At 61.3% G+C, this 8,128-nt stretch carries 7 protein-coding genes and 1 pseudogene; 4 read left to right on the top strand and 4 right to left on the bottom strand.

Annotation, left to right across the window (positions count from 1 at the left end):
- From FZZ88_RS09435 to FZZ88_RS09420, 4 genes and pseudogenes are all read left to right on the top strand, one after another.
- Positions 1–142, top strand: a pseudogene (locus tag FZZ88_RS09435) (ROK family protein); the annotation flags it as partial.
- An 8-nt stretch (positions 143–150) separates the two neighbouring features.
- A complete protein-coding gene (locus FZZ88_RS09430; protein WP_206339082.1) occupies positions 151–1,458 on the top strand; it encodes a glutamate-5-semialdehyde dehydrogenase in 1,308 nt (435 codons plus the stop codon).
- On the top strand, positions 1,458–1,829 hold the full coding sequence (locus tag FZZ88_RS09425; RefSeq protein ID WP_166016681.1) for a dihydroneopterin aldolase: 372 nt from the start codon (positions 1,458–1,460) through the stop codon (positions 1,827–1,829). The genes FZZ88_RS09430 and FZZ88_RS09425 overlap by 1 nt, the downstream gene beginning before the upstream one ends.
- Complete coding sequence (locus FZZ88_RS09420) at positions 1,826–2,413, top strand: alpha/beta fold hydrolase (RefSeq protein ID WP_166016680.1); 588 nt, start codon at positions 1,826–1,828, stop codon at positions 2,411–2,413. Before FZZ88_RS09425 ends, FZZ88_RS09420 begins: the two co-directional genes overlap by 4 nt.
- A 2-nt stretch (positions 2,414–2,415) precedes the next feature.
- Here the strand turns inward: FZZ88_RS09420 and FZZ88_RS09415 are convergent, their stop codons facing one another.
- Genes FZZ88_RS09415 through FZZ88_RS09400 form a run of 4 tightly spaced genes read right to left on the bottom strand, consistent with a single transcriptional unit; the run spans position 2,416 to position 8,112 of the window.
- Positions 2,416–4,521 (bottom strand): M3 family metallopeptidase, encoded by a 2,106-nt coding sequence (locus FZZ88_RS09415; protein WP_166016679.1) that lies wholly within the window; start codon positions 4,519–4,521, stop codon positions 2,416–2,418.
- A 1-nt stretch (position 4,522) separates the two neighbouring features.
- On the bottom strand, positions 4,523–6,058 hold the full coding sequence (locus tag FZZ88_RS09410) for an NAD(P)H-quinone oxidoreductase subunit 4 (RefSeq protein ID WP_166016678.1): 1,536 nt from the start codon (positions 6,056–6,058) through the stop codon (positions 4,523–4,525).
- Positions 6,059–6,115: 57 nt separating this feature from the next.
- On the bottom strand, positions 6,116–7,063 hold the full coding sequence (gene thrB / locus FZZ88_RS09405) for a homoserine kinase (protein ID WP_166016677.1): 948 nt from the start codon (positions 7,061–7,063) through the stop codon (positions 6,116–6,118).
- 14 nt (positions 7,064–7,077) lie between these two features.
- Positions 7,078–8,112, bottom strand: coding sequence for a glucokinase (locus tag FZZ88_RS09400; protein WP_166016676.1), 1,035 nt, complete (start codon positions 8,110–8,112; stop codon positions 7,078–7,080).
- Positions 8,113–8,128: the final 16 nt, after the last annotated feature.

The raw sequence follows: 8,128 nt of genomic DNA, 5'->3' as shown, positions 1-8,128 counted from the left end.
CCGCGAGGTGGAGTCGCGGGTTCAGGCTGTGTCGCGGGAAGGGTTGCGCATCGAAGCCGCCTGCCTTGGCAATGGTGCTGGACGCCTGGGGGCTGCGCGGCTCGCCCTGCAGCGGCTGAACGGGATGATGGCTCCAGATTGATTGCGTTGATGTCCAGCGTTCCAGAGCCTTCCGCAGCGCTGTTGCAGCGTGCAGCGGCTGTCCGCCGTGCTGCTGTTGATCTTGGGCAGACCGATGACGGCCAACGGGCGCTGGCGCTCCAGTCGATGGCGGATGCTCTGACCGAGCGCGCCGAGAGCATCCTTGCTGCCAATCGTCAGGATCTTGAACGTTCAACAACCGAGGGTCTGGCACCGGCCCTGATGGCCAGGCTGAAGCTGGATGAAACCAAGTTGGCTGCAGCGATTGATGGCGTCCGCAAGGTGGCCAGCCTGAGCGATCCACTGGGCTGTCGCCAGTTGCATAGGGAGCTGGATCACGGATTGGTCCTGGAACGGGTCTCCGTCCCGCTTGGGGTGGTGGGTGTGATCTTTGAAGCCAGGCCTGATGCGGTCATGCAGATCGCGTCCCTGGCGATTCGTTCGGGCAACGGCGCTCTGTTGAAGGGGGGCAGTGAGGCGCGCTGCACCAACGAGGCCGTGATGGAAGCCTTGCAGGCAGGTCTGGCGGCGAGTCCGGTGTCTGCCGATGCCCTCGCGCTGCTCACCACACGTCAGGAGAGCCTGGCGTTGTTGCGTCTGGATGGCCTCGTGGATCTGATCATCCCCAGGGGCAGCAACGAACTGGTTCGCTTCATCCAGGACAACACCCGCATCCCGGTGCTCGGCCATGCCGATGGGGTCTGCCATCTCTTTGTGGATGCTGCGGCCAACGTCGAAAAAGCCGTTCGGGTGGCGGTGGACAGCAAGAGCCAGTACCCCGCAGCCTGCAATGCCATCGAAACGTTGCTGGTGCACCGGGCCATTGCCAAGCCTTTTCTGGCTGCAGCACTGCCGGCATTCGCGGCTGCCGGGGTTCAGCTGCGGGGCGATGCGGAGAGCATGGCCCTTGGTGTCGCTGAAGCGGCCACGGAGGAGGACTGGAGCACCGAGTATCTGGATTTGATCCTGGCAGTGAAGCTGGTGGATGATCTAGAGGCAGCTACCGACCACATCCGCTCTTACGGGTCGCGTCACACCGAAGTGATCCTTACCGAGGATTCCAAGGCTGCTGATCGCTTCCTTGCGGCGGTGGACAGCGCCGGGGTTTATCACAACTGCTCGAGCCGGTTTGCCGATGGTTTCCGCTACGGATTCGGCGCTGAGGTGGGAATTAGCACCCAGACCATGCCGCCCCGGGGACCGGTCGGTCTGGAGGGGCTGGTGACGTACCGCTATCGGTTGCGCGGCGAGGGCCACATCGCTGCGGACTACGCCAACGGCAGCCGTGCCTTCACCCACATCGACCGGCCCCTCTGATGGATTGCATCGGGGTGCGGGAGCTCCGCTTGTGGGCCCATGTCGGGGTGTTGGAGCACGAACGCCGGGATGGCCAGTGGTTCAGCCTTGATTTCAGTGTTCAGTTCGATCTGACTGCCGCCGCAGGAGCCGACGACCTGAACCGGAGCCTTGACTACAGCGTGGCGATTCAGGCCCTGCAAGCTCTGTCCCAGCAGGTTCGTTGCCTCACGATCGAGCACTTCAGCGAGCAGGTTCTGGATCGTCTGGAAACGCTGTACGGGCCCATCCCGGTCTGGCTGCGACTGACCAAATGTGCTGCACCGGTTCCAGGGTTCAACGGTCGGGTGTTCGTGGAACGTTCGCGTCACGGTGGGACGTCGGCGCTGTGACCACTCCCCTCGTGCTGGTGCATGGTCTCTGGGACACGCCCCGCCTCTTTCACCGCCTGATTCAGGAACTTGACCAGCCGGATCGCCCGTTGCTTGCGCCGCACCTTCCCCATGGTCTGGGGTGGGTCCCCTTACGACAGTTGGCGTCTCGCTTGGATCAGCACATTCAGGACCGCTTCGGTTCAGACACCATGGTTGATCTTCTGGGTTTCTCGATGGGGGGAGTGATCGGGAGGATCTGGTTGCAGGAGCTGGGGGGGGTGCAGCGCACCAGGCGGTTCTTCAGCGTGGGCAGTCCACAGCAGGGCACCCTTGCCGCCCAGCTGATGCCCCGCCCGCTTTTGGCCGGCGCTGCAGACATGAAAGTGGGCAGCCGCCTGTTACGGCAACTGAATGGACAGCCCAAGGCCCTGGCTGGTATCGAGTGCTGCAGCTTCTTTTGCCGCTGGGATCTGATGGTGTGCCCAGGCTGGAAGGCAGTTCTGCCGATGGGTCGTCGCGAGGGCCTCCCCGTTTGGACCCATCAGCAGTTGATTAGCCATCCCGCCGCCCTTCGACGGCTTTGCAGCACGTTGCGCGACTGAGTTCAGGCAGCGGCAACCAGGCCGGAATGGCGAATCAGCGCCTCGGTGCTTGCAGGGCGGCCGCGGAATGCTTCGAAGACTTCCGAAGGGGAACGGCTACCACCCAAGCTGAGCACGGTGTCGCGGAAGCGAGCTCCGGTTTCACGAACCCGATCCTCATGATCCAGACCCACCTCCTCAAATGCTGAGAAGGCATCCGCACTCAGCACTTCAGCCCATTTGTAGGAGTAGTACCCGGCTGAATAACCGCCCGCAAAGATATGGCCGAAGGAACAGAGGAACTGATCCTCCGGGATCGGAGCCATCACTGTGGTGGTCGCGGCGATCTCACGGCGCAGCGCGTCGGGCGTAACGCCGAGCTCCGGAGTCCACTTGCTGTGGAGGCGAAGGTCACTGAGGGCGAAGTGAACCTGCCGCAGGGTGGCCAGTCCCGCATTGAAGGTACGACTGCTGCGTAGCTTGTTGAATTCAGCCTCAGGCAGAGGTTCACCGGTCTGCCAGTGGCGCGCCATGCCCATCAACGTGGCGTGATCGAGGCACCAGTTCTCCATGAACTGGCTGGGGAGTTCAACGGCATCCCATTCCACGTTGCTGATGCCGGCGGCTTCCGGTTCTTCAACGGTGGTGAGCATGTGCTGGAGCCCATGGCCGAATTCATGGAAGAGGGTCTCCACTTCCTCGAAGCTCATCAGGCTGGGGGTGTCTCCGACAGGTGGAGTTTGGTTGCAGATCAGATAGGCCACCGGCAGCACCATCGATCCATCTGGTTGCTTCTTCAGACCGAGGCATTCATCCATCCAGGCCCCACCACGTTTGCTCGCCGGCCGGCTGTAGGGGTCCAGGTAGAAGCCAGCGATCGGTGTGCCATCCGAGCGTTTCACCCGGAAGAAGCGCACGTCGTCGTTCCAGATCGGTGCCTCGCCATCGGCGCCGACAATCTCCACGTCAAACAGCCGTGAGCAGAGGCTGAACAGCCCGTCGAGTACCTTCGGCAGTGGGAACCAGGGGCGCAGAGCTTCTTGATCTAAGTCGAAACGGGATTGGCGCAGGCGCTCTGACCAGTACGCGACATCCCAGGGGGCCAAGTCATCGGCTTCCGGGGCCTGTTGATCCCGGGCGATGCTTTGCAGATCCCGCAGTTCCTGCTCAGCCGCTGGGTAGGCCGCAGCGCGGAGTTCTTCGAGCAGTGCCTCCACCGCCGGCACGTCATCGGCCATCTTGGCGCTGAGGCTGAGGTCAGCCCAATGGGCATAGCCCAAGCGAGAGGCTTGTTCTCTCCTCAGGGTCAGGATCTCTTCAATCAACGCACGGTTATCGAGTTCTCCCTCGCTTGCTCGACCCACGTGAGCGCGATATGCCTGTTCTCGCAGGGCCCTGTTTTTGGCATGGGTCAGGAACGGCAGGTAGCGGGGCATGTCCAGCCCGAGCAGCCAGGGGCCGGCTTCAGCGGAAGCATCAGCGTCCCCTGCTTCACGCGCTGCTGCGGCCAGCGCTTCCAAAGCCCTTTGCGGCAGGCCTTCCACCTCGTTGGGTTGGGTGAGCTTCAGGGTCCATTGCTGCGTGGCATCGAGCACGTGGTTGCCGAACTGGGTGGAGAGTGCGGCTAGACGTTCACTGGTGCGGTTGAAGGCTGCTTTCTCTTCGCCACTGAGGCCAACCCCGCGCTGCTGCATCGACAGCAACTCTGATTTCAGAATCCGCTGTTGGGTGGCGTTGAGCGGATCGGCAGGACCGCTTTGAAGCGATTCCAGGGCACGATGAAGAATCTGGCTTTGGCCCAGACGGTTGCTGAGGCGCACAACATCGGGCTGCTGGGCGGCATGGGCATCGCGTAGCTCGGGAGAATTGCAGACGCCATTGAGGTGAGACACCACACCCCAGCTCCACCGCAGCCGTTCGCCGATGGCCTGAAGCGGCTGCATGACGGCGTCCCAGGAGAGTCGGGACTGGCCCGCTAAGGCTGATTCCAGAGATTTCTCAAGCTCACTGAACGCTCGATCAAGCTGTTCGAGGAGAACGGGAATGTCCTGGCTGACCAGCTCTGGAGAAATGGCCTGAAACTCGGGTAGCCCTTTGCCGCGAAGGAGCGGGGAAATAGATGGTGTCATTTCAGCTGGCGATGAACTGCAGGGCTAGGGCATTGGTGGAGGCCTCGTAGAGATCCATCGCGACGCGAGGCCAGATTCCGATCACCAGGGTTGGCACCAGCAGGCTGAGACCAATGATCAGTTCCCTGGGCCGCATGTCATTCACGCTGGCCAGTGCAGGGATCCTGGGGCCAAAGAACACCCTCCTGCACATGGAAAGCAAATAGATCGGTGTGAGTACAAGACCGATGGCGGCCAGGAGGACGGTGATCGATCGGAACAGTGAGGTGAAGGCTTCCTGGCTAGTGATTCCAAGGAACACGGTGATTTCACTGATAAAGCCGCTCATCCCTGGCAGCGCTAGCGATGCAAGGGAGCTGGCCAGGAAGAAGGCGAAGGTGATGGGCAACGCTTTCGCCAACCCCCCCATGTTTGGAATTGAGAGAGTTTTTGTTCGTTCGTAAAACACCCCTGTCACGAAGAACATCGCGGCGGCAATCAGGCCATGGCTGACCATTTGCAGCATCGCGCCGCTGATCCCCAGTGCATCCACTGCACCGATCCCCACAAGGACAAATCCCATGTGACTGACTGAGCTGCAAGCGATCCTGCGTTTCACGTTGTCTTGGGCAAAGGCGTTGAGGGCGCCGTAGACGATGTTCACGATCCCGAGGATCACCAGTGCAGGAGCGAGGGTGTAGTGCGCATCCGGCAACATCTGCACGTTGAAGCGAAGCAGCGCGTATCCGCCCATTTTCAAGAGCACGCCTGCCAGAAGCATCGAAACCGGCGCATTCGCCTCACCGTGGGCATCCGGGAGCCAAGTGTGCAGAGGGAACATCGGCAGTTTTACGCCGAAGCCGATTAGGAAGCCCAGATAACACAACAGACCGAAGCTGCCGCCGGGGGAGCGAGCGGCCAGTTCAGTGAGGTTGAAAGTAAACGAATCGCCCGAAAGAGCCAGCGCTAAACCACTAATCAGGATCAGCAAGGAGGCAAGCGCTGTGTAAAGGATGAATTTGGTCGCGGCGTATTGGCGGTTCTGTCCGCCCCAAATGGCGATCAACAGGTAAACGGGAACTAGCTCCAATTCCCAGGCGAGGAAGAAGAGCAGGAAGTCTTGGGAGAGAAAGACCAGGCCCTGGGCAGAGGCCTGAACCAGCATCAGGGCGAAGTACAGCCTTGGTTTGCGCTGAACCGACCAGCTTGCTGCCACTGACAGCAAGGTCACCAAGCCGCTGAGAACCACCAAAGGCGCGGAAAGACCATCCACACCAAGGGACCACTCCAGGCCGAGGGCCGGGAGCCAGCTCACACGTTCCACCAGCTGGAGGCCTTCAGCGCTGGGGTCGAAGCGGGTGGCAAACACCCCCATCATCAGCAGCAGATCGACCAGAAGGACAATGAGCGTGATGATCCTGGGCGCCGGGGATGGCTTGTCCTCGCTGGCTGGCACCAGTGGCAGTACCAGGGCTGCTGCCGCCGGCAGCAACACAATCAGGGATAACCAGGGAAATGGACTGCTCGAGACAGCAAGCTCTGCTAACCCAGCGTCCATTCCTTGTCTGCAATCTTTAACAAAGCTAACAGGGCTGAACCCTCGTTTTAGGTGGATCTACTCATCTTCCGCAGGTTGCCAGTGGCTGCCTGAGGTCTGAAGATTCAGCACCGGTGCACGGCTGGCGACTCCCGCCGCTTCCCACGCTTTGACCATGGCGCGGCTCACGCCTGGGCCTTTGTCTTCCGAGCAGAGTGCCAGGACGCTTGGCCCCGCACCGCTGATGGCGCATCCCCAGGCTCCAGCCTCCATCGCTGCCTCTTTCACCTGGTCACCGCCTTTGATCAAACGCCAGCGATAAGGCTCGTGCAGACGATCATGCATGCCGTCAGAAATCAGGTCACCATTGCCGGTGCGCAGACCCTGCAGCAGCAACGTCAGGGCACCCAAGTTCACCACCGCATCGCCAACGGGGATGGCCTTGGGCATGGCCCTGCGGGCTTCGCTGGTGCTGAGGCGAATCGATGGAATCGCAACAACCGCCTTCACTCCAGCTGTCCATTCGCAACGCACCACCCGCCAGCGCTGGGATGCAGCCTTGGCGGTCATGCACAGCCCCCCCAGTAGCGAAGGCACAACGTTGTCTGGGTGCCCTTCAATATCAATGGCCAGTTCCAGCAGCTTCTCCTTCGAGAGGGGTTCACCCACGAGGGCATTAGCCCCCATTAATCCGGCCACAATCGCCGTGGCACTGCTGCCCAGTCCCCGTGCCGGTGGGACCGCAAGGCGCACCCGTGCTTCCAGTGCAACGGGTTCAAGCCCAGCCGCTTTCCATACGCGTTGCGCCGCTCTGTAGACGAGATTCTCTGGCCCACCGCGGAGGTGGCTGCCCTCCGAACCTTCAATAATCAACTCAAATCGTTCACCGCCGCCTTCGATCCGCCGCATCGCGAATCGGTTGTTCAGATCAAGGGCTGCACCGAGGCAATCAAAGCCTGGTCCGAGATTGGCTGTGGTTGCCGGGACGTCAACGACCACTTTTTGACCGATGCGCGGCTGCGACATCGCTGATCCTCTACTCAGGCCAGTGTCCCACCTGACTCCGCCAGCATCTGTGCGCGGCATGCGGCACTGAACAGTCCGGCATCGGGATCGATCACGGCCGTGACCTGCAGCCCTTCAATCAGCTCGCTGAACCGTCCTTTGTCGCGCATCGGGTTGAGAAAGTTTGCGGATCGCAGTCCTTTTAATTGTTTTGCTGCTGTGCCACCACCGACCCAGAGGCCTCCTGTGCAGAGTTCCTGCAGGGCGAGATCACCTGCTGCTGATCCATAGGCCTCCAGCCATAACTGCAAGGCGCGCTGCATCAAAGGGTCACCTTCTTCAGCGGCGAGGCTCACCTGAGCGGGAAGATCGTTGGGGCTGTTGCGTCGCCAGGCTTCGGCAATGCTGCGCAGGGGGTGCATTCCGGCATCGGGTTTTTGAAGCAGCCAGTGGGCCACATGCCCGAGGCCTGTGCCACTCACAATGCGCTCGATCGACAGCCTGCTGACGCCGAGATCCTTTTTGAGCCAACAGGCCAGATCCCATTCCGCTTCATTGCGCGGGGCGAACTCGCGGTGCCCGCCTTCGCTTGCCAAGGCCACCAAGCCCTGTTCCGTCTGAAGTCCCCGTGCCATTCCAAGACCGGTGCCGGCACCAAGAATTGCCAGGGGGCCATGATCCTGTTCACCGTTTTGAAGGATCACCTGCTGACTGTCGTCGAAGTGGGGCAGCCCGTAAATCAGCACGCCGAAGTCGTTGACCAGCTCGAGACGTTCCAATCCCGCCGCATGAGCCAGGTCGGCCTCCCGGAGTCGCCAGGGCAGATTTGTGATCCGGGCTTCTCTGTGGCGTACCGGACCTGCGACGGCGATGCAGGCATGCTCAGGAGCAGCAAGATCGGCTGGGCGATCGTTGAGGAAGCTGGCAAGCATGGGCTCGAGAGAAGACCATTCCCCGGAGCGGAAGCGCTGCTGATGCAGCAGGCGAAGCTGACTCGCGTCACTCTCGTAAAGAGCAAGAAGGGTCTTGGTGCCTCCCATATCCCCTGCAAGGAGTGTGGGGGTGGCCATACGAAGCCGCAGCGTC

This window comes from Synechococcus sp. PH41509 (genome assembly GCF_020514285.1).
In the GTDB taxonomy this organism is placed as follows: Bacteria; Cyanobacteriota; Cyanobacteriia; order PCC-6307; family Cyanobiaceae; genus Parasynechococcus.
Note: the sequence above shows the minus strand (reverse complement) of the source record. Positions and strands in the feature narration are given on the sequence as shown.